Annotated in this window: 18 protein-coding genes; 9 read left to right on the top strand and 9 right to left on the bottom strand. The window is 64.6% G+C overall.

Translation table 11 applies throughout. The features are described 5' to 3' along the window. Positions 1-4 precede the first annotated feature (4 nt). Entirely contained in the window at positions 5-937 is a 933-nt protein-coding gene (locus KAR29_RS00965; RefSeq protein WP_274373790.1) for a hydroxymethylglutaryl-CoA lyase, read from the bottom strand. Between the two features lie 439 nt (positions 938-1,376). Between KAR29_RS00965 and KAR29_RS00960 the strand changes: the two genes are divergently transcribed. Further along, on the top strand, positions 1,377-2,276 hold the full coding sequence (locus KAR29_RS00960; RefSeq protein WP_274373789.1) for a LysR family transcriptional regulator: 900 nt from the start codon (positions 1,377-1,379) through the stop codon (positions 2,274-2,276). Between the two features lie 16 nt (positions 2,277-2,292). Here KAR29_RS00960 and KAR29_RS00955 read toward each other — a convergent pair whose 3' ends face one another. The 8 genes from KAR29_RS00955 to KAR29_RS00920 all read right to left on the bottom strand — a co-directional run bounded on the left by KAR29_RS00955 (position 2,293) and on the right by KAR29_RS00920 (position 11,101). Then, positions 2,293-3,381 carry a dipeptide epimerase gene (locus KAR29_RS00955; RefSeq protein WP_274373788.1) on the bottom strand — a complete coding sequence of 363 codons (1,089 nt, stop codon included), beginning with the start codon at positions 3,379-3,381 and terminating at the stop codon, positions 2,293-2,295. A 122-nt stretch (positions 3,382-3,503) separates the two neighbouring features. Beyond that, positions 3,504-4,307 (bottom strand): C40 family peptidase, encoded by an 804-nt coding sequence (locus KAR29_RS00950; protein WP_274373787.1) that lies wholly within the window; start codon positions 4,305-4,307, stop codon positions 3,504-3,506. Further along, the gene (locus KAR29_RS00945) at positions 4,300-5,133 is read right to left on the bottom strand and encodes a serine hydrolase (protein WP_274373786.1); all 834 of its coding nucleotides are present in this window, start codon (positions 5,131-5,133) and stop codon (positions 4,300-4,302) included. Before KAR29_RS00945 ends, KAR29_RS00950 begins: the two co-directional genes overlap by 8 nt. Before the next feature lie 174 nt (positions 5,134-5,307). After that, positions 5,308-6,351 carry an ABC transporter ATP-binding protein gene (locus KAR29_RS00940; RefSeq protein ID WP_274373785.1) on the bottom strand — a complete coding sequence of 348 codons (1,044 nt, stop codon included), beginning with the start codon at positions 6,349-6,351 and terminating at the stop codon, positions 5,308-5,310. Beyond that, positions 6,348-7,466 carry an ABC transporter ATP-binding protein gene (locus KAR29_RS00935; RefSeq protein ID WP_274373784.1) on the bottom strand — a complete coding sequence of 373 codons (1,119 nt, stop codon included), beginning with the start codon at positions 7,464-7,466 and terminating at the stop codon, positions 6,348-6,350. The genes KAR29_RS00940 and KAR29_RS00935 overlap by 4 nt, the downstream gene beginning before the upstream one ends. Positions 7,467-7,479: 13 nt before the next feature. Further along, on the bottom strand, positions 7,480-8,457 hold the full coding sequence (locus KAR29_RS00930; RefSeq protein ID WP_274373783.1) for an ABC transporter permease: 978 nt from the start codon (positions 8,455-8,457) through the stop codon (positions 7,480-7,482). After that, a complete protein-coding gene (locus KAR29_RS00925; protein ID WP_274373782.1) occupies positions 8,454-9,374 on the bottom strand; it encodes an ABC transporter permease in 921 nt (306 codons plus the stop codon). Before KAR29_RS00925 ends, KAR29_RS00930 begins: the two co-directional genes overlap by 4 nt. Positions 9,375-9,505: 131 nt before the next feature. Continuing rightward, on the bottom strand, positions 9,506-11,101 hold the full coding sequence (locus KAR29_RS00920; protein ID WP_274373781.1) for a peptide ABC transporter substrate-binding protein: 1,596 nt from the start codon (positions 11,099-11,101) through the stop codon (positions 9,506-9,508). A gap of 1,441 nt (positions 11,102-12,542) precedes the next feature. On the opposite strand from KAR29_RS00920, the gene KAR29_RS00915 reads away from it, so the two are divergent. The 8 genes from KAR29_RS00915 (at position 12,543) to KAR29_RS00880 (ending at position 22,762) form a co-directional block, all read left to right on the top strand. Beyond that, a complete protein-coding gene (locus tag KAR29_RS00915) occupies positions 12,543-13,838 on the top strand; it encodes an ATP-grasp domain-containing protein (protein WP_274373780.1) in 1,296 nt (431 codons plus the stop codon). After that, complete coding sequence (locus tag KAR29_RS00910) at positions 13,820-15,034, top strand: MFS transporter (RefSeq protein ID WP_274373779.1); 1,215 nt, start codon at positions 13,820-13,822, stop codon at positions 15,032-15,034. Before KAR29_RS00915 ends, KAR29_RS00910 begins: the two co-directional genes overlap by 19 nt. 78 nt (positions 15,035-15,112) lie before the next feature. Beyond that, positions 15,113-16,693 carry a nickel ABC transporter substrate-binding protein gene (gene nikA / locus KAR29_RS00905; RefSeq protein WP_274373778.1) on the top strand — a complete coding sequence of 527 codons (1,581 nt, stop codon included), beginning with the start codon at positions 15,113-15,115 and terminating at the stop codon, positions 16,691-16,693. A 67-nt stretch (positions 16,694-16,760) separates the two neighbouring features. Continuing rightward, positions 16,761-17,693: a nickel/cobalt ABC transporter permease gene (opp1B, locus tag KAR29_RS00900; RefSeq protein WP_274373777.1), complete on the top strand. Its 933-nt coding sequence runs from the start codon at positions 16,761-16,763 to the stop codon at positions 17,691-17,693. Positions 17,694-17,695: 2 nt separating this feature from the next. After that, positions 17,696-18,514 (top strand): nickel/cobalt ABC transporter permease, encoded by an 819-nt coding sequence (opp1C, locus tag KAR29_RS00895; RefSeq protein WP_274373776.1) that lies wholly within the window; start codon positions 17,696-17,698, stop codon positions 18,512-18,514. A gap of 12 nt (positions 18,515-18,526) precedes the next feature. Further along, positions 18,527-19,396: an ABC transporter ATP-binding protein gene (locus KAR29_RS00890; protein ID WP_274373775.1), complete on the top strand. Its 870-nt coding sequence runs from the start codon at positions 18,527-18,529 to the stop codon at positions 19,394-19,396. Continuing rightward, positions 19,356-20,135 carry an ABC transporter ATP-binding protein gene (locus KAR29_RS00885; protein ID WP_274373774.1) on the top strand — a complete coding sequence of 260 codons (780 nt, stop codon included), beginning with the start codon at positions 19,356-19,358 and terminating at the stop codon, positions 20,133-20,135. The genes KAR29_RS00890 and KAR29_RS00885 overlap by 41 nt, the downstream gene beginning before the upstream one ends. A 236-nt stretch (positions 20,136-20,371) precedes the next feature. After that, positions 20,372-22,762, top strand: a complete 2,391-nt coding sequence (locus KAR29_RS00880; protein ID WP_274373773.1) for a hypothetical protein — start codon at positions 20,372-20,374, stop codon at positions 22,760-22,762. The last annotated feature ends 45 nt before the right edge of the window (positions 22,763-22,807 follow it).

Here is a 22,807-nt window from a genome sequence, read left to right as displayed (position 1 = left end):
TTTTCTACCGTGGATTTTTCGCGCAGCGACGATGGAGATCGCCGGTCTTCCCCGCCTTCAGAACGGCGCCGGGCAATTCGTGGCCAACCCAGTCCCCCAGCGAACGTGCCGCGGCGATGACCCGGTCCAGATCGACGCCCGTTTCGATGCCCATTTCCTCGCACATATGGAGCAGATCTTCCGTGGCGATGTTGCCCGTGGCCCCCGGGGCGAAGGGACAGCCGCCCAACCCGCCCAGGCTGGCGTCGAAGCGCGTCACGCCCGCCTCCATTCCGGCGAGGACGTTCGCGAGCCCCATGCCCCGCGTGTTGTGAAAATGAAGGCTCCAGAGCACGGAGGGGAACCTTTCCCTCATCTCCAGGCAGGTCCGGTGGACCTGTCTCGGATTTGCCATCCCCGTCGTGTCCGAAAGGGAAATTTCGGTGATTCCCGCCTCGACGAACCGCTCGACGACGGAAAGGATCTTTTCCAGCGATACCACTCCCTCGAAGGGACACCCGAAGGCCGTCGAGACCGCGCCCGAAAGCACGACATGATTTTGTGAGGCGATGTCCGACAGCTCCGATAGCTTTTTGAAGATGTCCTCGACAGCATGATTTGCGTTTTCAATCTGATGGGACCTGCTGGCCGAAAGAGTGAACTTGACTTTCTTGATTCCACACTGGAGTGCCCTGTCCAAACCCCTGGCGTTCAGCACAAGAGCGCGATACTCCACGCCATCCATCTTCTTCGTTTTACTAAAAACTTCTTCCGTATCGGCCATCTGGGGAACGGCCTTGGGATTGACGAAGGACCCCACCTCAATTATCTTTATTCCTGCATTCTGGATGTTATCTATAAATTTAACTTTTTTATCCACGTCAAGTAGTGTTTTTTCGTTCTGAAGTCCATCCCTTGGTCCCACTTCGCAAACTGATATTTTTTGTGGTATTTTCAATATTTATTCCCCCCAAAATTGCTATTTAAAACAATATTTTACGCAAAAATGGAATATGCGCCGAGATGACCGTTTTATCCAAAGGACAAAACAGCAAGACCCGTTCGATCAGATATGGCAATGTCTTTTGTTTTCTTGCCTTGTGTCAATCATAACGGTATCGTAAAGAAAATCCCAATGGTCCTTTTCAATGGCCCCGATAGAGCACATCTATCGACGAGTACACCGCGACGCCCTTCCCGTCGACGAAAACAACGCGTTCGGCAGGGTCGGACTCGCGGGACGGGAAAGGGCGCCCCGACCGGCGCCTCCTCGGCGCCTTCGGGACCGGGGCGAAAGGAGAGGCGCCGCCCCGCCAGCCTAGGCTGGGGAGACGGCGCCGGAGAAAGGCGACCCGGTGATCTTTCGAGAAAGCCGAACGGAGAGGAGAGAGGTTCAGGTGACGCTCCAACAGCTGGTCTGTTTCTGCACCCTGGCGGACATCTTGCACTACACGAAGGCCGCCGCCGCCCTGCACATCGCCCAACCGACGCTCAGCTACGCCATCGCGGAGCTGCAAAGGGAGCTGGGCGTGCCCCTCTTCGAAAAACGGGGGAGCAAGACGACCCTGACCTCCTTCGGAGCGGCCTTTCTCCCCTATGCCAGCCGATCCCTCGAGGCCATAGAAGAGGGACAGAAGACGCTGGCCGCCATGCTCTCTCTCGACAGGGAAACCATCAACCTGGGCTACATCTACAGCGTGAGTTTCGATTTTCTGCCCAAGATCATCAGCGAATTCCAAAAAGAGGAATTAAATAATATAGTTTATTTTAATTTTTATCAGGGAATGAAAAACCAAATCATCGATAAATTAAAGACAGAAACGATAGACCTGGCCTTTTCCAGCGAATATCACGAAAAACCTATCCAATCCTATCCCATATTCTCTCAGGAGCTGTTTCTTGTCGTCCCCGACGAACACCCCCTGCGAAACGCGAAAGAGGTACACCTCGAAGACTTCAGGGACGATCCCTTCATCATCGCCAACCGGGGAAGCGGGCTCCGCGTCTTCGTCGACGCCCTCTTCCGATCGGCGGGCTGGACGCCCAAAGTCGTCTTCGAGGCGGAGGAGTGCAACGCCATGGCCGCCTTCGTCAGCTCCCGCCAGGGCGTGACCATCATGCCCAGGATCCCCCTTCTCGACACCTACCCCGTTGCGGCCCTGAAGCTCTCCTCTCCGCCCCTTTTCCGCGACATCAGTCTTCTCTGGAAGGAGGGGCGCGCCCTTCCTCCCGCCGCCGAGCGGTTCCGCGCCTTCGTCGTGGAGGCCGAACTCGGCTTCGGCAGCATCTCGCTCTGATTCCGAAGGCCCCGATTCAGGGCAGGGCGGAATCCCGCAGACCGCGGACGCCCAGTCCGGGCTCGCGGGAGAGGACGATTTCGGGGCCGAGGAACTGGGGCCCGCCCAGGTAGGGATCGTCGGCGCAGAGGAGGGGGCCGTCGATGTCGATGGCCCCGACGGCCCTCCGGGCCGAGGCGAGGTGGACGGCGGCGGCGGCGCTGATTTTGCCCTCGAGCATGGAACCGAACATGACTCCGGCGCCGAAGGTCTCGGCCAGGGCGATGAGGCGGCGGGCCTCCCCCAGGCCGCCGCACTTCATGAGTTTGATGTTGATCATGTGAGCGGCCCTGAGCTGAAAGATCCTCAGGGCGTCGCTGGAGGTGCGGACGCTTTCGTCGGCCACGACGGGAACGGGGCTGTGGGCCGTGACGTGGGCCATGCCCTCCAGGTCGTGGGCGGCGACGGGCTGCTCCACCAGTTCGATGGCGAAAGAGGCCTCCTCCATGGCCTCGAGAAGGCGCACGGCCTCGCCGGGCTTCCACCCCTGGTTGGCGTCGAGGCGCAGGGCCGGCCCCGATCCGACGGCCGACCGGATGGCGGCGATCCTCTCGAAGTCGCGCTTTCTCTCCTTGCCCACCTTGATCTTCAGCGTCCGGTACCCCCTGCCGACGGCGTCGACGGCGTCGCGGGCCATCTCGTCGGGATCGTTGACGCTGATGGTGATGTCGGTGAAGATCGGCGCGCCCCCGCCGCCGAAGAGGGCCCAGAGAGGCTGGCCCAGCACCTTGGCCCAGAGGTCGTGGAGGGCGATGTCGGCGGCGGCCTTGGCGCTGCCGTTGCCCACGATGGAGGCCTCCAGAACGGCCAGGTTGCCCTCGAGATCCTCGGCGTCGCGGCCGACGAGGGCCGGAGCGATGTGATCCGTCAGGGCTCCGGCGATGGCACCCGCCGTGTCGCCCGTGACGAGCCCCGTGGGGGGGGCCGCTCCCAGTCCCTCGATCGCCCCGTCGGTCTCGACGAAGAGGACGAGGTCGTCGAGGTGATCGACGGAACGCCGGGCCGTCTTGAAGGCGCGGCGCAGCGGGACGGAGAGGGGAAGAAGACGCAGGTTCCTTATTTTCATGGCGCGACCCTCCTTCATGTGTCTTTTGCTGCTTCGTCGGCCCTTCTCCGCCGTCGGAAGACCCGGCGGGGAAGAGCCCTGCGGAAGGTCTCTTGTGGCCGAGGGGAAAAACCCCGATCGGATCAGAAGACGCTTCCCCAGGCCGAGACGGAGCGGGCCAGGTCGTCGCGGTACCCGTCGCCGGGGAGGAGAGAGTTTTCGACGACGGCGCCGGAAAAGCCCGTCGAGTGGACGTACCGCCCCTCGCCGAGGTAGAGGCCCACATGGCCGGGCCAGAAGATCAGATCGCCCCTGCGCGCTTTTTCGGCGGCGACGGGCCTGACGGGAAAGCCCTCCCTGATGGCGGCGTCGCGGTAGATGGCCAGGCCGTTGAGGAGGTAGGCCATGGAGCAGAGGCCCGAGCAGTCGATGCCCTGAGGCGTCTTGCCTCCCCACCGGTACTGGGTGCCTCGATAGAGAAGGGCGTCCTCGACGAGGCGCTCCCGCGTCCGCTCTTCGTCGACTTCGTTCCAGGTCCGCAGGGAACGGAGGGAGGTGGAGCGGACGAAGCCCTCCCTTCCGTCGGCCAGAGCGACGGGAGACCACTGACCGTCGGCCTCGACGGCAGCCCCCTGAAGGAGCCGGGCCCCTCGGGGGAGAGTCGTCACGATCGTGTTCCTGTAGGCGGGGCCGTCCATGACGTCGGCGAAGGGGGCGATGACGACGGAGCGGGCCCTTTCGGCCCATCCGTCGGGAGAGGGTTTCAGGACAGCCTCGCGGCGGGCGAATCCCTCGTAGCGGTAGGACGTGCGAAGGTGAAGCCACTCTTCCTCCGAGCCAAGAACGGTGACGCTCATGCCGTGGAGGACTTCGTCGGCCACCTCGCTCCCCTCCCGGGCCTCGACATAGAGGGTGCAGAGGGGAAGACCGATGACGGCGTCAGTCATGGAGCCACTCCTTTCTCGTCTCGTAGACGTAACGCGACAGGCGCCCGATGAGCTCCTTCGCCTCCGGCTCGGGAAGACCGGTGGTGAAGACGCCGAAGAAATAGGGCACCCCGTCGGGGGGGTCGGGGAAGAAAATACCCGCCTCGTGCTGGGCGTAGGGAAGGCCGCCGGGCTTGTGGGCCAGGGGGCACTCCTCTTCGGTGAAATAACGCAGAAGCATGGCGTTGGCCCGAACGTGGAGGAGGATGTCGAGGGCCCGGCAGGCCCCCTCTCTCCCTCCCCAGGGCTCGGCCGTCGTCGTCCTCTCCCCGTCGGCGGCCTCGAAGGGAAGACCCCGCGAAAGGGCATAGAGGCTTTCGTAGAGGCGGGCCTGGTCGGAGAGGGTCGTGACGTTCTCCCTTCCGGCCCGGGCGGCGTCGAGATCCATCATTTTCCGGCGGAAACGGGTGCCCTCGAGCCCCAGGGAGACGGCCGCCCCGTTGATCCTCTCCATGCCCAGGCGGTCGACGAGAAGGTTCGTGGCCGTGTTGTCGCTGTCGAGGATCATGAGGCGGGCCAGGTCGCCGACGGACCAGAGGGGATTGTCCAGAAGCGAGACCAGGCTGTAGGGGACCTTCTCCTCCGCGCGGGGAGCGATCGTCTCCCGCCAGGAGACCTTCTCCTCCAGGAGCGCCTCCAGCAGGAGAACCTTGATCGTGCTCGCCGCCGCCATTTCCCTGTGGGCGTTACGGCCGAAAAGCGTTCTGCCCTCCTTCACGTTCCGCAACAACACCGCCGTCGTGCCTCCGCAGGCGGCACATCTCTCCTCGATCCATCTCCCGTCCATCGTTTCCTCTCCTTTGTCCCGATCCTCGGGAAAACCGGGCCTCTCTGACGGACGCAAAAGAGGACGCCCCTTTTTTCCGGCCTCTGCCGTCGTGCCGGGGCAGATCCCCTCCGACAGCCGAAGGGTCGCCGCGACCTGGCGGCGACGCTCCGGCCCCGCAGCGGATCGCCCCGCCTAGGTCTCATGAAGCCAGCAGGCGACGTAGTGCAGTGAGGCAATTTCGGCCAGCCCCGGCGACCTTTCGGCGCAGCGGGGACTGGCATGGCGACACCGTGTCCGGAAGGCGCACCCCGAGGGAGGATCGAGAGGGCTGGGCACGTCCCCTTCGAGGACGATCCGGCTCCCCCCTCTCCGTCTGCCCCCTATGGCGGGAATGGCCGAGAGAAGGGCCTGGGTGTAGGGGTGCTGGGGGTTGCTGTAGAGTTCCTCCTTCCGGGCCACCTCGACGAGGCGTCCCAGGTACATGACGCCCACCCGGTCGGCCAGATGGCGGACCATGGAGAGATCGTGGGCGATGAAAAGGTAGGTCAGGCCGAACTGCTCCCGCAGGTCCTCGAGCATGTTGACCACCTGGGCCTGAATGGAGACGTCCAGGGCCGAGATGGGCTCGTCGCAGACGATGAACTGGGGATCGACGGCGAGGGCCCGAGCGATGCCGATGCGCTGGCGCTGGCCTCCGCTGAACTCGTGAGGGTAACGCATGGCGTGGTCGGGGTTGAGCCCCACCCGGTCGAGAAGATCGTGGACGCGATCGAGACGCTCCCTTCCTCTTGCCAGATCGTGGATGTCGAGAGGCTCGCCGATGATGTCGCCGACGGTCATGCGGGGGTTGAGGGAGGCGTAGGGATCCTGAAAGATCATCTGCATCCGGCGCCTGTAGGGCTTGAAGGCCCCCTCGGAGAGGGCCGTCACGTCGACGCCGTCGAAGCGGACTTCGCCGGCCGTGGCGTCGTAGAGGCGGACGATGACGCGACCCGTCGTCGACTTGCCGCAGCCCGACTCGCCCACGAGGCCCAGCGTCTCGCCTCGGCGGATGAAGAAAGTGACGCCGTCGACGGCCCGAAGGGTGCGGGGCCGGGCGAACCACCCCTCGCGCTCGACGCTGAAGTGCTTCGTCAGCCCCTTTACCTCCAGAAGAGGGCGCTCCCCCCCAATCCCTCTTCCGTCCGTGACCGGGGAGCCGACCTCGCTGCTCCGGAACGTCTCGGTCGAGTTCATCGGATCACCTCCTCCGGCGTCAGGGCCGCTCCGTCACGCGCGGCCGCCAGCCTCGACCGGGCCCCGTCCGATGCGCCTTCGTCGTGAAGCCAGCAGGCCACCCTTCGTCCTTCTTTGGGCAGGTAAAGCCGCGGCGGCCGCTCGCGGCAGATGCGCAGGGCCAGAGGACAGCGCTCGACGAAGGGACAGCCCCGAGGGGGAAGAAGGAGGTCGGGCGGCGTGCCCGGAATGGGGACCAGCCGGTGCCCCGCTCCCCGGCCCGAGCCCGGAATGGCCCGGAGGAGTCCGATCGTGTAGGGATGGAGAGGCTCGGCGAAGAGCTCGTCGGCCGAGGCCTCCTCCATGACCTGGCCGCCGTACATGACGAGAATGCGCGAGCAGACCTCGGAGACGACGGCCAGATCGTGGGTTATGAGGATGATGGCCGTTCCGATCTTCGCGCGGAGGTCGTTCATGAGGTCCAGCATCTGGGCCTGGATGGTCACGTCCAGGGCCGTCGTCGGCTCGTCGGCGATGAGGAGGGCCGGCTCGCAGGCAAGGGCCATGGCGATCATGACCCTCTGGCGCATGCCGCCGCTGAACTGATGGGGGTAATGGCGAACGCGTTTTTCCGGGGAGGGAATCCCCACGAGGCGAAGTCCCTCGACGGCCCTGTCCCAGGCCTCTTTCTTCGAGATCTTCCTGTGGAGGCGCAGGACCTCGACGATCTGTTCCCCTACGGTGAAGACGGGATTGAGAGAGGTCATGGGATCCTGAAAGATCATGGTCAGGTCGTCGCCCCGGAGGGAGCGCATCTCCCTTTCGCTCTTGGCGAGAAGATCTTCGCCTCGGAAGAGGAGCCGTCCCTTCGTGACCCGCCCCGGGTAGGGAAGGAGGCGGAGGATGGAGAGGGAGGTGACGCTTTTGCCGCTGCCCGACTCGCCCACGATGCCGAAGGCCTCTCCCTCGCGGAGGGAGAAGTCGATGCCCCGCAGGGCCTTCACCTCCCCCACGTGGGTAAAAAAGGAGGTGTGGAGATCTTCGAGGCGCAGGAGCTCGGGCGCCGCGCCTCCCGAAAGAGAGGCCTCGTCCGAAGGGAGAGACCGTATCGCCCGTCCTGCATCGACGTCCGTCATCGGCTCTCCCTCCTCACTTGCGCAGCCGCGGGTCGAGGGCGTCCCGGAGGCCGTCGCCGACGAAGTTGAAGCCCAGCATGGTGACGCAGATCGACGCCGCCGGGAAGAAGAGCTGGTAGGGGTAGGAGCGGAGTCCTCCCAGGGCGTCGGAGCAGAGGGAGCCCCAGGAGGCCATGGGCGCCGAGATGCCGATGCCGATGAAGCTCAGGAAGGACTCGGTGAAGATGGCGCCGGGAATCATCATCGTGGCCGTCACCAGGATGGGCCCCATGGCGTTGGGGATGAGATGGCGCGTGAGAAGACGCCATTGCCCGGCACCCAGGACGCGGGCGGCGAGGACAAACTCCTGTTCCTTCAGGGAGAGGACCTGACCGCGGACGATGCGGACCATGCCGACCCAGTAGACGAGCCCCAGGGCGATGAGGATGTTGTGAAGCCCCGTGCCGAGAAGGACCATGAGCAGAATCGAATAGAGCATGAGGGGAATGGTCGAGGCCACGTCGACGATGCGCATGAGCAGATTGTCCCAGCGTCCCCCCATGAAACCCGAAAAGCCTCCGTAGAGGACGCCGATGACGCAGCTCGTCGCCGTGGCGATGATGCCGACGAGGAGGGAGATCCGTCCGCCCATCATGACGCGGACGAAGAGGTCTCGGCCGTGGGCGTCCGTTCCGAACCAGTGTTCGGCGCTGGGGAACTCGTAGGCCCGGTCCAGATCCTGCTCCCGGTAGGAGTGGTTCGACAGGAGAGGCCCGAGAAGGGAAAAGGAGAAAACGAGGGCCAGCAGCACGAGGCCGAAGAGGGCCGTCGGGTTGCGGCGGAAACGCCGCCAGGCGTCCTGAAGGTAGGTGAGACTGGGACGTCCGATGCGCTCTCCCTGCTGTTCCGAGGCGGGAAGGGGCTCCCAGAGGGAGGAGGAGATCCTTCCGTCGGAAGCTTCCGCAGGCCGGCAGAAAGGGGACGGGGAGGTCATGAGTGGGAATCGCCTCACTTTCCGACCTTGATCCGGGGATCGAGGAAGCCGTAGAGGAGATCGACGGCGAGAATGGCGGCGCAGAGAAGGATGGACTGAAAGAGAGTGAGCCCCATGAGGACCGTGTAGTCCCGATCGGTGACGCTTTCGACGAAGAACTTGCCCATTCCGGGAATGGCGAAGATCTTCTCGACGACGAAAGAGCCGGTGATGACCGAGGCGATGAGGGGGCCGATATAGGTGACGACGGGGATGAGGGCGTTCCGGAGGGCATGGCGGAAGACGACGGAGCCTTCCGAGACGCCCTTGGCCCGGGCCGTCCGGATGTAGTCCTGCTGGAGCACCTCGAGCATGCTCGACCGGGTGAGGCGGAGGACGAAGGAGAGGGAGTAGCCCCCGAGGGCCACAACGGGAAGGACATAGTGTTTCCAGGTGCGCAGGCCGAAGGAGGGAAACCACCTCAGCCTGGCGCTGAAGACGTAGATGAGGAGGGTGGCCAGGACGAAGCTGGGGATGGTCTGGCCCAAGGTGGCCAGGAAGCGGATGAACTGATCGGAGGCCCTTCCGCTGCGCACGGCGGCGAGGACGCCCAGGGGGACGCCCAGGAGGAGAACGCCGGCCACGGCGAGGAGACCCAGCCTCATGGAGACGGGAAAACTCTGACCGATCATCTCCTCGACGGAGACGCCCACCTTCTGGAAGGAGGGGCCCAGATCCCAGGTCACGATCCCCTTGAGGTAGTCCAGATACTGCTTCGGCAGGGGATCGTCGAGATGATACTTGGCCTCCAGGGCCCGGATCACGGCGTCGGGGAGCTGCCTCTCCTGCTGGAAGGGACCGCCCGGCACGGCATGCATCATGAGAAAGGTCACGGTCACTACGGCCCAGATGGTGAGCAGAACGGAAATCAAGCGATTGAACAGAAAGCGCGTCACGGCAGTCCCTCCTCCTCGGCGGAAGCGTCGGGGGCTCCGCCCGGACAGATCAGGGAAAAGGCCGGGTGCCCGTCCCCTCCCCCTCCGGCTCGGAGGGGGAGGGGACGGGCGAAGAGCCCGACCGAGAGCGTTCAATGATCGTCGATGACGATGTTCCCCATGTACCAGCTGCCCATCATGGTCCGCTCCAGGCCCTTCACGTAGGGAGGGATGACGCTGTCGTCGACGGGATAGAAGAGGGGCAGAATGGGCATGTCCTCCATGAAGAGCGCGTAGGCCTTGTACATGGCCTCGTCGCGGGCCGTTCCCGAGAGCCGGCGGACCTGCTGGATCAGGTCGTCGTACTCGGCGTTGTTCCAGCGGGGCCAGTTCGTCCCGGCGCCGGTGGTGAACATTTCGAGGAAGGTCATGGGATCGGGGTAGTCGCCCCACCAGTTGCCCCGCCCCACGTCGTAGTTCCCTTCGCGGCGCGTGCTGGCGTAGACCTGCCACTCCTGGTTGCCCAGCTCCACGTCGATGCCGAGCGTCTTCCGCCACATCTCCTGGACGGCCTCGGCCAGGGCCTTGTGGTCGTCGGCCGTGTTGTAGAGGAGGGTGAACTTGGGGAAGCCCTTTCCCTCGGGATAGCCCGCCTCGGCCAGAAGCTTCCGGGCCTCCTCCGGTTTGGCCTTCCCCTCGGGATCGAGGCCGAAGTCACCCGCTTTGCGGCTGAAATCGGCGCCCGTGCTGTCCTTCAACCCCTCGGGGACGAGGCCGCAGGCCGGGATTTCCGAGCTCTGGCGCACCTTCTCGACGATGGCCTTGCGGTCGATGGCCAGGGCCAGGGCCTTGCGGACGCGCACGTCGTCGAAGGGCTTGCGCTCCGTGTTGACCGTGTAGAAGAAGGAGACGATCCGCGGATAGGCCACGTAGCCCTCCATCTTGGAGACGCGGGGCAGCTCCTGGAGGGGAATGTTCTCCATGATGTCGAGCTCGCCGTTTTCGAAGGCCGTCAGCTCCGTCGAGTGCTCGGGGATGACGACGGCGTCGATGCGCGACAGCTTGACGTTGGCGGCGTCCCAGTACTCGGGATTCTTCTCGAGGACGACGAGGTCGGGCCTGAAGGTGGTCATCTTGTAGGGGCCGTTGCAGATGTAGGTCTCGACGGAGCGGGCCCAGTTGTCGGGGGCCTTCTCGACGATGTCCTCCCGGACGGGCATGAAGACCATGAAGGCCGCCAGATTGAGGAAGTAGGGCGTGGGATTCTCGAGGGTCACGACGAGGGTCTTGTCGTCGGGGCAGGAGATGGCGATGTCCTCGGCCTTGCCCTCCCCCTTGTAGTAGGCCTCGCCGCCCTTGATGTAGTAGAAGATGAAGGCATACCCCGAGCCCACTGCTGGGTCGAGCGATTTCCGCCAGGAATATTCGAAGTCCTGGGCGCGGACGGGCTTGCCGTCGGACCACTTGGCGTCGCGGAGCTTGAAGGTGTAGGTCTTGCCGTCCTCCGAGAGGGTCCAGGACTGGGCGATGCCGGGAACGAGCTCGCCGTTGCGGTCCCGGAGCAGCCCCTCGAAACAGTGCTCGATGACAAAACCGCCGATCAGATCGCCATTCATGATGGGGCTGAGTGTCTTGGGCTCCCGAGCCAGATTATAGGTCAGGACCTGCTCCGCCGCGGCCGCGGGAAGGGCCGAGACGGCAAAAGCCACAAGGGCGACGAGAAGCAGCAGGACGACAGATCGTTTCATGACAATTCCCTCCCTGCAAAAAGGCAAAACGTTCCGGTGCCGATGCCAACGCGCGTCCGTCTCCTCTTCTTCCGAGCGTTTGTCGCCCCCCTTCCTCTCCCGCCTCCGCCGTCCGAGGCACCTTCGATTCTTTTGCGAGGCCCCACTCGCCGCGAAAACCGCCGGGGAGAAGGCGTCCTCCCGCGGAGAAAGGCCATCTCCGCCCCTCCGTCGCCTCATTCGGAACAACATTATCACATGCACAACATTTCGGGACCGGGCTTTCACTCTACCTCATCATCGTCTCAAAGGCAATTTCATCATCCTATGAAGAAGACACAGGCAGGACCTCCTCCCGGGAGGCGGGAGGAAAGGGCCGCACCTCTTTCTCTTTGCGAAAGCGGGAGAAAAACCGGACCGACTCGGTCCGTTTTCATGTCGGAAGGGGCTTGACAGAAAGGGGGAGAGGCTTTTATACTCTCCTTAGTTTGAGAGATCAAACAAAATCCCGTCCCCTCCTCCTTTTCTGCCTCTTTCCTTCTGCCCATGCAGGAAAGGCAGAACGTTCCCATCACCACCCCCCCCCGAAGAAGTGACAGGGCCTCCCGCGAGGCCCTGTCACTTCTATGTGACCTGGAAAAAACGATCGCTGTCACCGAGAAGGGACAATCGCTTCTCTTTTCGAAGCCGTCCGTCGCACCGGCGGCCTCCGGGACGTCTCTTTCCCGAAACCCGCCGTCACCGGCTCCCTCGGCGAAGGCGCCGGGACCCTCGGCTCCTCCGGGCCGGAGCCTTCCCGCTCCGGCCGAAAAGGTAGAGGCTCCTACGGGAGGACAGGAGGTTTTTCGCGGCGAAAGAAAACCGGACGAATCTGGTCCGCTTTATGTCTAAAGGGGCTTGACAGGAAAGAGAAGGGCTTCTATACTCTCCTTAGTTTGAGAGATCAAACAAAGATTCCATCCCTTCCTCCTTTTCTGCCTCTTTCCTTCTGCCCATGCAGGAAAGACAGAATGTTCCCATCACCACCCCCCCCCGAAGAAGTAATGGGGCCTCTCGCGAGGCCCCATTACTTTACGCGGAGAGAGCCCCGTCGCGGTCGGCCACGAGGAAACGACCCCCTCCTCTCGGCGAGCGGAATGTCACGGCAAGAACTCCGATCCACAGGCAAAACGGGAGGGACGCCTCCATCGGGTCCGACAGGAAGACGGCGGTTGCCTCGACCCCGCATCGGCGAGACGATCGGGACGGGCCTTGAATCGGTGGAGCCGGGGGCGTTTGTCCTGAAGGGCCTGCGGATGCGGGAACAAAGTAGCGACTTGACAAGTCACAGCAGCAACCGTTACTCTTGTGCTCCTCGGTTTGATTCATCAAACTAAGGACGCCTTCGGCCTTCACGCCCCGCCATCGGAGCCGACGGGCCCTCTCCCCCGAAAAGGAGGTTCTCGCGCTGAAGACGCTGCTGATGATCGAAAGTTGGCGTTTCGCCTCGGGGATCCTGCTGCCCCGCAAGATCAGGGAGCTCGGTCACCGCTTCATTCTGGCGACAGACGACCCCGATTTCTATAACCGCTACAGTCCCGACGGAGGCCTCCACCCCGTCGTGGCCCTGGCCGATCGCGTCTTGCGCTGCGATACCCGCGACGAGGCCTCCTTCCTTTCCCTCTGCGAGGGGCTTTTCCGCGACGAGGCGATCTCGGGCGTGATCAGCAGCTGCGACGGCTATCTCCCCCTCGTCGCCGCCGTCGCCGAGAGGTTCCGCCTCCCCTCCTCCCCCGCCGAGGTCCTCGCCTCGATGACGGACAAACACCTCATGCGCCAGGCCCTCCGCCGTAAGGGACTGCCCGGCCCCTCCTTCTTCCTTGCCCTGTCGGAAGAGGAGGCCGAGGCGGCCGCCGGAGCGACGGGTCTGCCCGCCATCGTCAAACCTCTGGACATGAGCGGCAGCACCCTCGTCCGCAAGGTCCACTCCGTCGATCAGATGCGAAGGGCCATCGGGGCCGTCCTCTCTCACCCCGCCAACCCGAGGGGGAGAAAGAGAGCCTCGGGCGCCCTCGTCGAATCGTACCTCTCCGGCGAGGAGTTCAGCGTCGAATGCTGCGCCCGTCGGGGGGAGATCTTCCTGTCGGGCATCACCGACAAGAGGCTGGGCGGCGAGGGGGGCTTCGTCGAGCGGGGACACATGTTCCCCGCCGACCTCCCCGCCGAATCGGCCCGAGCCATCGGGGCCCACGCCGCCGAAGCTCTTTCGGCCATGGGCTACGTCGAGGGAACGGCCCACGTCGAGATCCGCATGACGTCGTCGGGACCGCGCATCATCGAGATGAATCCCCGCATCGGCGGCAACTACATCTCCGAGCTGGTCGAGCGGGTGACGGGGCTGAACCCCCTGACGCAGATGGTCGAGGTCGCCCTGGGAGAGGAGCCGAGAGAAGCGGTCGAGGCGGAGCGGCCGAAGAGCGCCGCCGTGGCCTTCCTTCTTCCCTCCTCCGAGGGGATTCTCGCCGGCTTTCGGGGCGAGGCGGAGGCGAAAGCCAGCCCCGGCGTGGTCCGCTGCTCTCTCTCTGCGCCGGGGACGGAAGTCCTCCGGCCGGACGACAACGACTGCTACCTGGGCCATGTCCTCGCCGAAGATCGGGAAGGCCTGGGCGCGGGGAGGATGGCCGAGGAGGCCCTCTCCCGCCTGACGGCCCTCATCCGCCCCCGATCCTGCGGGTGCGGCGGCGCGTCGGAAAGGTCGTCATGTTCTCCTTCGCCCTGAGCCTCCCCCTTCCCGTCAAGGTCCTTCTCGTCAACAATCTGGGCTTCAACGTCGGCTTCTACATGCTTCTGCCCTACCTGACGCGCCATCTCACCGAGGATCTGGGGCTGTCGGCCGCCTTCGCCGGTTTCGTCATGGGCTTTCGCATGCTGAGCCAGCAGGGGCTCTTCCTGGTCGGCGGAACCTTGGCCGACCGTTTCAACTACCAGACGGTCATCCTCGCCGGCTGCGCCCTGAGGGTCCTGGGCTTCGGCCTCTTCGGCGTCGCCCTCCGTCCCTGGGCCGTCGTCGGCGCCGCCTTTCTCACGGGATTGGCCGGAGCCCTCTTCTCTCCCGCCTACCAGGCCTTTCTGGCCAGGCTGACCGAGGATCACCCCGAGAGGGAGAGCGTCTACGCCCTCCAGAACGTGACCAGCCAGGCCGGCGCCCTTGCGGGGCCCCTCTGCGGCCTCGCCCTGCTCCGATACGGATTTTCCACTCTCTGCGCCGTCGCCGCCGCCGTCTTTTTTCTTCTTCTCCTCCTCCAGTGGTTCCACCTCCCCCGCCTGGAGGGGACGGAGAGGAACTCCTCCCTTCCCGTTCTGACCGACTGGGTCGCCGTCTTCCGGCGAAGGGACTTCCTGATCTTCTGCCTTCTCATGTCGGCCTACTATCTGATGTTCAACCAGCTCTACCTTCTGCTGCCCCTAAGCTCCCCCAACGACGGCTCCGTGGCGGCCCTGTTCACCCTCTCGGCCCTTCTGAGCGTCGCGCTCCAGATGCCTCTCTCCCGCTTCGTCGTGGGGCGTTTTTCACGCCCCCTGCGCCTGGCGGCGGGCATGGGCCTCATGGCCCTGGCCTTTCCCTTCCTGCTTCTGCGGGTCGGATCCGTCGGACCCGTCTCCGTCAACACCCTCGTCACGACGACGCTGCTGACGCTGGGCATGATGACCGTCTTTCCGCCGGCCCTGAGCATGATCCCCGAAATGGGAGGCGAGCGGCGCCAGGGCGTCTGCTTCGGCGTCTTCTACCTCTTCGCCGGCGTCGCCGGCGCCTCGGGAGGGGCCCTGACGGCCTGGCTCTGGGAGCTCCATCCCCTTTCGCTCATCGGCGGTCTCACCCTCGTCGGGCTGATGGCCGCCGCGCTCCTCGGCCGCCACGCGGCGACGTCGGAGAGAGCGAACCGGAGGAGCGTCGTCCCTCAATCCCCAGCCTGATTCCCTCTTTTTTAAAAGTCGGAAAAGAGGAGAACGCGCCCCCTTCGGGGGCAGAATCGATCGAGGAGGTCGTTTTATTTGAAGAAGGTCTGTCTCGCCCTGTCGCTCGTCCTGGCATCGCTCTTCCTGGGAGTTCTCTCCCTGGCCGCTCCCTCTTCCGCCTCGGAAAAGGAGACCCTCGTCTACGTCAACTTCCGCGACATCCGCGACCTGAACCCCCACCTCTACGGCGGCGAGCTCTACGCCCAGAACCTTCTCTACGAGTCCCTGGTGAAGATCACCCCTGACGGCATCGAGCCCTGGCTCGCCGAGAGCTGGGAGATCTCCGACGACGGACGGGTCTACACCTTCCATCTCCGCCGGGACGTCGCCTTCTCCGACGGAGAGCCCTTCGACGCCGCGGCGGCCAAGGCCAATTTCGACGCCGTCCTGGACAACATCGAACGCCACGGCTGGCTGGAAATGGTCCGTCTCATGGAGGGCGTCGACGCCGTCGACGACCACACCCTCCGGATCCGCCTCAAGGAGCCCTACTTCCCCATGCTCACCGAGCTGGGCGTCACCCGCCCCATGCGTTTCATCTCTCCCCGGTGCATGAAGGAGGGGACGACGAAAAAAGGCGTGACGGGCCACATCGGCACGGGCCCCTACGTCCTGGCCGAGAACGTCGTCGATCAGCAGGCGACCTTCGTCCGCAACGAGAACTACTGGGGTGAGAAACCTTCCATCAGGACCATCAAGGTCCGCGTCATTCCCGACAACCAGACGCGCGTTCTGGCCCTCGAGAAGGGCGAGATCGACCTGATCTACGGCAAGAACATGATCGACGCCGACACGCTGGAGCGCTTCCGGGGAAAGAAGGGCTTCGTCACCTCTCTCTCCGATCCCGTTTCGACGCGCATGCTCCTTCTCAACACGACGAAGGGAGCCCTCACCCAGCGAGAGGTCCGCCAGGCCCTTCAGCACGCCGTCGACAAGAAGGCCCTCTCCGAGGGGATCTTCAACGGCATCGAAAGCCCCGCCGACACCGTTCTTGCCCGCACCGTCCCCTACTGCGACGTCGACCTCAAGTCCTACGCCTTCGATCTCGAGGCGGCAGGACGGCTCCTGGACGAGGCCGGTTGGGTCCGCGAGGCGGGCCGGCCCTTCCGCAGCCGCCAGGGCGAGACGCTCCAGATGACGCTCCTCTACAACAGCAACAGCGTCTCCGAGAAGACCCTCTCCGAATACTTCCAGAGCCTCTGGGCCGAGCTGGGCGTCGACTTGAAGATCCTCGGCGAAGAGGAGCAGTCCTACCGCGACCGCCAGAAGGCGGGCGACTTCGACATCGTCTTCAACATCTCCTGGGGGACGCCCTACGATCCCCAGTCCTTCCTCAGCGCCATGAGAACCGTCGTCTACGGCGACTACGCCGCCCAGCAGGGGCTGGCCTGCAAGGCCGACCTCGACGACCGGATCGCCAGGGTCCTCGTCACCACCGACGCGGACAGGCGTCAGGAGCTCTTCACCTCCATCCTGACGACGCTCCATGAAGAGGCCGTCTACCTGCCCCTGACCTACGAGCGCAACAGGGCCATCTTCAGCGACCGGGTCCTCGGCGTCACCTACAATCCCTCGCAGTTCGAGGTTCCCTTCGAGAAGATGTCCCTGGCCGACTAGCGGCCCGGGACCGTCCGTCTCTTCCCCTCCTCCGTCGCGAGGGGGGGAAGAGGGGAGGAGTTTTCCGATGCGAAGCTATTTCCTGAAACGTCTTCTGCTGGCCGTCCCTCTCCTTCTGGGCGTCTCCTTCTTCGCCTTCTGCCTCGTCGCTCTCATTCCCTCCGATCCGGCCGAAGTCATCCTGAGGATCAACGACATCGTGCCCACCGAGGAGGCCGTCGAGGGGATGCGGGCCGAGCTGGGCCTCGACGATCCTTTCCTCCTCCGCTACGTCCGATGGCTATGGAGAAGCCTCCACCTCGATTTCGGCAACACCTTCACCAACGACAACAGGACCGTCGGCGGCGAGATCCTCCGGGCCCTCCCGGCGACGCTCGAACTGGCCGCCGCCTCTCTGGCCCTCGTCCTGCTCGTCAGCTTTCCCCTGGGCATCGTCTGCGCCCTGCGCCCCCAGGGCCCTCTCGACCGGGCTCTGCGCCTTTTCGTCTTCATCGGCACGGCCATGCCCAACTACTGGCTGGGGCTGCTTCTCATGTGGCTTTTCGCCCTCAAGCTCGACATCCTGCCCACGAGCGGCCGCGACTCCTGGCAGAGCCTGATTCTGCCCGCCCTGACCCTCTCCATGACCTACATATCGACCTACATCAGGCTCATCCGCAACAAGATGGTCGAGAACATGGGCGAGGACTACGTCTTCTACGCCCGGGCCCGAGGCCTCTCCGAATCGGCCATCCTGCTGAGGCACGTCTTCCGCAACTCGCTTCACGCCTGTCTGACGGCCCTGGGCATGAGCGTCCCCCAGCTCATCGCCGGGACCTATCTCGTCGAAAGCATCTTCGCCTGGCCCGGCATCGGAAGGCTCTGCATCTCGGCCATCTTCAACCGCGACTACCCCGTCATTCAGGCCTATATCCTGATCATGGGATTCCTTTTCGTCTTCTGCAACCTCGCCGTGGACCTTCTCCAGGGCTATCTCGATCCCCGACTGAGGAGGACCTGATCATGGTGCGGGAACTTCTGCGCGACAGGACGGCCGCCATCGCCCTCTTCCTCATCGCCGCCGTCATCCTCCTGGGGCTCGGTGCCGACCTGCTCCCCCTCAACGACCCCAACAAGGTCAACATCCTGGCCAAGCTCAAGGGCCCCAGCGCCGCCTACCCCTTCGGGACGGACCACCTGGGACGCTGCGTCCTCTCCCGGCTGATCCACGGCATCCGCCCCACGGTCCTCCTCTCCCTTGTGACCATGGCCTGCACCCTGGGGCTGGGCATCTCCATCGGCCTCTTCTCGGGCTACGCCAAGGGCCCCGTCGACGAGCTCCTCATGCGACTCTGCGACGTCATGCTCTCCTTTCCCAGCCAGGTGATGATTCTCGCCGTCGTCGGCATGCTGGGGCCGGGCATGTCCAACGTCATCATCGCCAACATCCTCGTCAAATGGGCCTGGTACGCCCGCATGATCCGGGGATCGGTCCTTCAGTACGTCGACAGGGGCTACGTGGCCTACTCAAGGACGGTCGGCACGGGAACGGCCTTCATCCTCTTCCGCCATCTCCTGCCGGCCGTCGCCACGGAAGTCCTCGTCCTCGCCTCTCTCGACACGGGCTGGGTCATCCTGAACATCTCGACCCTCTCCTTCCTGGGCCTCGGCGTCCAGGCCCCGACGGCCGAATGGGGCGCCATTCTGAACGAGGCCAAGAACGTCATGATGCAGGCCCCCTCTCTGATGATCGCCCCGGGCTTGGCCATCCTGGCCGTCGTCTCGGCCTTCAACTTCCTGGGCGACAGCCTGAGAGACATCCTGGACCCCAAGAGGGCATGAAAGGAGACTGCCATGGAAACGCTGCTTGCCGTCAAGAATCTCTCCGTCGAGGTCCGCTCCGGCACTGAGGGAAAAAGGCTGCTCCGGGACGTCTCCTTCGAACTCCGAAAGGGATCCTGCCTGGGGATCCTCGGGGAGAGCGGGAGCGGCAAAAGCCTGACCTGCAAGAGCGTCATGGGCCTTCTCGGCCCGGAGTACCGCGTCAGCGGAACGGTCGCCTACAAGGGCCGCGATCTCCTGTCGCTGCGACGGGAGGAGATGCGCGCGCTCCGGGGATCGGGAATCGCCATGATCCTCCAGAACCCCATGACGGCCTTTGACCCCCTCCTCTCCATCGGCTCCCAGATGGTCGAAACGGTCCGCCAGCACGGCCCCTTCTCCCCTGCCGAGGCACGACGACGCAGTCTCGACGCCCTGACTCTCATGGGTCTCCGCCATCCCGACGACGTCTTCAGGCAGTACGCTCACCAGCTGAGCGGCGGCATGCTCCAGCGCGTCATGATCGGCCTGGCCCTCCTCCTCGGTCCGGACCTGATCATCGCCGACGAGCCGACGACGGCCCTCGACACGGTGACGCAGGACGAGATCCTCAAGGAGTTCGACCGAGTCCGAAGGGAACGGCGCTGTTCGGTCCTCTTCATCTCCCATGACCTGGGCGTCCTGGCCCGCATCGCCGACGACCTGCTCGTCATGGACAGGGGCGAGGTCATCGAACAGGGAGACCTGAGGCGGATCTGTTCCGCCCCCAGGTCGCGGAGGACCGGCCATCTTTTCGACACCCGTCTCATGCTGCTCGACGCCTTCAGAAAGGCGACGACCCCCCGAGAGGAGCGATCGCGCCATGAGGAACCCCTCCTCGCCCCCGCTGCTACGGGCTTCTGACATCCACGTCGCCTTCCGCAGGGGAGGGCTTCTCCACCGCCGCCAGCACCCCGTCCTCCAGGGCCTCTCCATGACCCTCGAAGAGGGATGCTGCCTGGGAATCGTCGGCGAGAGCGGAAGCGGGAAAAGCACCTTGGGGCGGGTCCTCGTCGGCCTCCTTCGACCCGACAGAGGTGAGGTCGCCGTCGACGGGAAGAACCTCTACGGCACCGGGCGAGGGGCCTCCTTCCACCCCTGCAGCGTCGTCTTCCAGGATTACGTCACCTCCGTCAACCCCCGCTTCTCCGTCGAGGAGATCATCGCCGAGCCGCTGAGAAAAGGCCGCGACGGCGCAAGAGACAGGAAGGAGCGGGTTCTCGCCCTTCTGGAGAAGGTGGGACTCTCGAGCGATCTTCTCCGCCGCCGTCCCCATCAGCTCAGCGGCGGTCAGCTCCAGAGGATCTGCATCGCCCGGGCCGTCGCCTCCCGCCCCCGCTTCATCCTTCTCGACGAGGCCACGAGTTCCCTCGACGTCTCCGTCCAGGTCCAGGTCATGGACCTTCTGGCGGAGCTCCGCCGCGACGAGGGGCTCTCCCTTCTCTTCATCACTCACGACCTGACGGCCGTGACCTACCTCTGCGACGCCGTCCTCTTCATGAACGACGGCCGCATCGTCGAAAGGGTCGACGACCTGTCCCGCCTCCACGCCGTCGGCGACATCCATTCGAGGCGTCTCCTCGATGCGGCGACGCCCCTCTGAGAAGGGAGGCAGGCCGCGGGGGATCGGATGGAACTCCAAGTTAGATTTGACAATGATTCTCTTTTTTGTTTATCATCGGCTCAGTTTGATTCATCGAACTAAGCCGATGTCTTCGGAGGGGACGGCCGCCCCTCCGCCGGGAGTGTCGTTCGGCTCCTCCGTTCGGTTGTGCTTGGGTCGCTTTCTTGCGCGTCTGCTGTTGGAGTTTGCTATTTTGGAGAGGAGTTTTGTCGCTCATGAGAATGGTATCGTTCTTCCGCAACGGTTTCCTTAAGGGTGCCCTATGTCTCGCCTTCGCCTTCGCACTGGCGGCATCGGCGACGGCATCGGGCGTCGACGTCCTGTCGGCGGCCACCGGAACGGCCGAAGACGTCCAGGTCCAGACCCACCCCGGCGAAACGGTCAACGAGTACGCCTTCGGCGACATCGCCCAGGGCTCCTTCTGGGTCGACAGCTTCGGTCCCGACGGAGACGGAGAGGGAACATGCTTCAACCGCGGGACCTCCTTCCGCTTCATGGAAGCCCTGGCGGACTACTGGGAGGATGGCGTCCTGCGCCCCTACGACGTGCAGCTCGAGATGGGATGGGTCTTCGGCTGTTCCGTCAGGCTCTACGACGGCTACAACCCCTACACCTGGGACGAGACTCTGGGAGGCTACACCTACGTCGTCGACGGCGAGGGCAACCGCGTCGTCCGCGAGGGTCCCTTCCACATGGAGGATTACTTCTACGCCGCCACCCTCCCCTCGGCCATGGAGGACGGCTCCTACTACTCGATCCGGGCGAAGATCCTGTCGACAGGCGACGTCTTCGACCTCCATCTCGCCGACAGCGCCTTCCCCGACGACTACTTCGACGTCCGCAGCCAGGTCCTCGCCCTCGCCTCCGATCCCGGCCTGAGCAATCTCAACGACGAACAGCAGGCCGTCTATGACCGTTACCTCGAGCTCTACGATCAGGCCCTCGACAATCTGATCGCCGGCGGCGAGAACCTCGTCGTCGTCGACCACGCCACCGCCGTCGCCAACAAGGTCTTCCCCTTCCTCGACTCTCTGGCCCTCCGCTTCCAGGAGGTCAAGGACGGCGCCATCGAGACTCTCGACATGGAGGAGGCCTGCATGGAGGAGGAGAACGGCGCCACCGCCTTCTGCCTCTGCCGGGCCACGGCCTACCGCGTCGCCCAGATGGCCTCGGGCCTCTGGGAGGACGGCGTCTTCCGCTCCTGGGACGTGACCGTCGAGACGGGCTGGAACACCGACGGCCCCGAGGGGCTGCTCGTCGACGAGATGGGCGTGGAGAACTTCTCCTACGGCATCGGCGGCTCGGCCACGGCCCTGGAGGAGCTGACCCTCGACGACGCCTGGTACCGCGTCACCGTCCTGTCGACGGGCGAAAGCGTCACCTTCGTGGCCCGCGACAACTACCTCAGCGAGGAGTTCCTCGAGCTGCGGAGCAAGAACAAGAAGGGAACGGCCACGGCCGAGGAGAAGGCCGAGCTGAAGACCATGAAGGCCGACCTCGTCGAGAAGGCCAAGGCCCTTCCCTTCACGGGACGCTTCTACATCCAGGAGGGGACGAAGCCCCTCCGCGCCGAGACGGTCCTCTACTCCGACGTGCTCGACTACCTCGACGGCTCGGGCAAGGTCGCCAGCCTCGACATGGCCACGTCCGTTCTGGAGGCCGACGGCAAGATCTGCCTCTGCCAGTCGGCGGCCTTCCGCATCTCCCAGATGATGGCCCCCGTCTGGTCCGACGGCCTCTTCCACCCCGAAGACGTGACCATCGAGACGGGATGGAACACGGAGGGACCGGAGGAATTCTGGGTCGACCAGCTGGGCCTCGCCGCCGGTGACCTCACCCTCGCTCGGGACGCCACGGCCGTGGAGGATCTGACCCGCGACGACGCCTGGTACCGGGTGACCCTCAAGTCGACGGGAGAGAGCTTCCTCTTCCGCGCCACCGACCTCTTCTACCGGAGCAACTTCCTCGACCTCCGGGCCAAGAACAAGAAGGGAACGTCGACGAACGCCGAGAAGGCCCGCATGCAGCTGATCCGGGCCGCCATGGCCGAGGACCTCCTCGAGACGCCCCTCGTCGGCTTCTTCGTCGTCTCCGAGGACATCGCCTACGCCGCGCCCCTTCCCGTCGCCGATGCCGGAGGCGCCCCGCTCCTGCCCGACACGACGATGCCCGCCGACCTGAGCGACGCCAAGCTGGCCGAGACCCTCGGCGACGGCTACGGCGAAATCCGGCGCAGGCTCCACTACGGCCTCGACAGTGACGAGAGCGAAGTCGCTTTCTCCGTCGCCGTCGACGGCGAGAGCCTCCACGTCCTTCTGGGCCGGACCGCCTCGGGCGACGTCGCCGTCGTCGCCGAAGGGAAACTCGCCGCCGCCGCGGCGACTCTCGGAGCGACGCTGACGGAGAACGGCCGCTTCGATTTCAACAGGGACGAGGCCGGAGTCCAGGCCAACCTCTACCTGATCAGCGCCGCCGCGGGCACGGGAGGCACCGACGACCCCGCCACCGGCGGAGGCTCTGGAGGGTGCAGTCTGGCCTCGGGCTTCGATCCCGCCCTGCTCCTTCTCGCCCTGCCCCTCCTTCTGGCCGTCAGGAAAGAGCGGTAGATCGCCACAGTCACAACCGGACGCAACAGGAAGGCCCTCCGACGG

This window comes from Aminithiophilus ramosus (assembly GCF_018069705.1).
GTDB classification, from domain to species: Bacteria; Synergistota; Synergistia; order Synergistales; family Aminithiophilaceae; genus Aminithiophilus; species Aminithiophilus ramosus.
The sequence above is the reverse complement of the archived record's forward strand: the minus strand, read 5'-3'. Positions and strand labels throughout refer to the sequence as shown.

Coding starts and splice junctions, on each gene's coding strand:
- KAR29_RS00955 (WP_274373788.1), bottom strand. CDS start 3,381: ATGAAAATAAGGAACCTGCGTCTTCTTCCCCTCTCCGTCCCGCTGCGC.
- KAR29_RS00880 (WP_274373773.1), top strand. CDS start 20,372: ATGAGAATGGTATCGTTCTTCCGCAACGGTTTCCTTAAGGGTGCCCTA.
- KAR29_RS00915 (WP_274373780.1), top strand. CDS start 12,543: ATGATCGAAAGTTGGCGTTTCGCCTCGGGGATCCTGCTGCCCCGCAAG.
- opp1B (WP_274373777.1), top strand. CDS start 16,761: ATGCGAAGCTATTTCCTGAAACGTCTTCTGCTGGCCGTCCCTCTCCTT.
- KAR29_RS00945 (WP_274373786.1), bottom strand. CDS start 5,133: ATGGACGGGAGATGGATCGAGGAGAGATGTGCCGCCTGCGGAGGCACG.
- KAR29_RS00940 (WP_274373785.1), bottom strand. CDS start 6,351: ATGAACTCGACCGAGACGTTCCGGAGCAGCGAGGTCGGCTCCCCGGTC.
- KAR29_RS00920 (WP_274373781.1), bottom strand. CDS start 11,101: ATGAAACGATCTGTCGTCCTGCTGCTTCTCGTCGCCCTTGTGGCTTTT.
- KAR29_RS00910 (WP_274373779.1), top strand. CDS start 13,820: ATGTTCTCCTTCGCCCTGAGCCTCCCCCTTCCCGTCAAGGTCCTTCTC.
- KAR29_RS00935 (WP_274373784.1), bottom strand. CDS start 7,466: ATGACGGACGTCGATGCAGGACGGGCGATACGGTCTCTCCCTTCGGAC.
- KAR29_RS00950 (WP_274373787.1), bottom strand. CDS start 4,307: ATGACTGACGCCGTCATCGGTCTTCCCCTCTGCACCCTCTATGTCGAG.
- opp1C (WP_274373776.1), top strand. CDS start 17,696: ATGGTGCGGGAACTTCTGCGCGACAGGACGGCCGCCATCGCCCTCTTC.
- KAR29_RS00885 (WP_274373774.1), top strand. CDS start 19,356: ATGAGGAACCCCTCCTCGCCCCCGCTGCTACGGGCTTCTGACATCCAC.
- KAR29_RS00890 (WP_274373775.1), top strand. CDS start 18,527: ATGGAAACGCTGCTTGCCGTCAAGAATCTCTCCGTCGAGGTCCGCTCC.